Genomic DNA, 964 nt, shown 5'->3' with positions numbered 1-964 from the left:
CTTGTCCGCCTCCGACGGCAGCAACGGCTCCAGCACAGCCCACTGCTCGTTCGTCAGGTCACCCCGCGCCACACAACCGATCATGCAACCCGAAAGTCACCACCAGATCCACGGTCAGCCTCGGGACGTACTTCCCAAACAGGCCCTAGGGGCAGATGGCACCGTTGCGCTCGGCGCTCGCGTGGGCGGCGGCGGGTAGCGCCGGGCGGGAACCGCTCAGCAGACCCGCGCCGGGTGGCACCGTCGTCGGCACCGCGAAGTGCATCGGGCCCACCGAGAAACAGCGAAGCCCGTTGTCGCGGGCGAAGGCGACCGCGGAGCTCCGGTCGGGGAACGGCCCGATGATCCGGCGGACGGTGCGTTGCCCGGTGGCCGCGAACAGGACCACCGCGAAGAGTATGTCGGAGTCTCCCACCATGCGATCATGAAAGCGCATGCGATGGCCGCCGGCATGCGTTTCGACGTGTCCTGTTCGTGGTCCGTTGTTGCGCCTGCGGTGGCTTCTGCAACGGCTTTCGAGGCGGCGGCGGGGGGCGCGGACCACCCGGGCGCCTCAGTAGACGAGGGCCTGGACCCCGTCCGCGAGCACCTCGTCGACGAACGCGGCCGCGCCGGCGATGCGGATGCCGGGCAGGACGTCGTCCGGGCCGAACGAACGCCGGGCCGCGCACTGGGTGCACACGGTGACCCGGCCGCCCGCGAGGATGCCGGCGAGGAGGTCCGGCAGCGGCGCGGCGTGCGGCAGGTCGAACTCCGCGGCCCGTCCGGGCAGTGCGAACCAGGCGGATTCGCCGGTGAGCCAGAGCGAGACATCCGTCCCGGCGGCGACGGCGACCGCCGCCACCGTGAACGCCTGCGAGCAGCGCTCCGGCGCGTCCACCCCAGCGGTGACCTTGACGACGAGCGGACGGGTCATGGTCCCCAGTCTGCCTCATCGGGTGTCCCCGGTGGGCCGCCGTACGAC

Annotated in this window: 2 protein-coding genes; both read right to left on the bottom strand. The window is 71.8% G+C overall.

Going from position 1 to position 964, the window contains the following annotated elements; all coding sequences use genetic code 11:
- Positions 1 to 145: 145 nt before the first annotated feature.
- Positions 146 to 418 carry a hypothetical protein gene (locus NBZ85_RS31410; RefSeq protein WP_261563456.1) on the bottom strand — a complete coding sequence of 91 codons (273 nt, stop codon included), beginning with the start codon at positions 416 to 418 and terminating at the stop codon, positions 146 to 148.
- Positions 419 to 553: 135 nt separating this feature from the next.
- Positions 554 to 916: a DsrE family protein gene (locus NBZ85_RS31405; protein WP_261555597.1), complete on the bottom strand. Its 363-nt coding sequence runs from the start codon at positions 914 to 916 to the stop codon at positions 554 to 556.
- Positions 917 to 964: the final 48 nt, after the last annotated feature.

The organism is Frankia tisae (assembly GCF_025403405.1).
GTDB classification, from domain to species: Bacteria; Actinomycetota; Actinomycetes; order Frankiales; family Frankiaceae; genus Frankia; species Frankia tisai.
The sequence above is the reverse complement of the archived record's forward strand: the minus strand, read 5'-3'. Positions and strand labels throughout refer to the sequence as shown.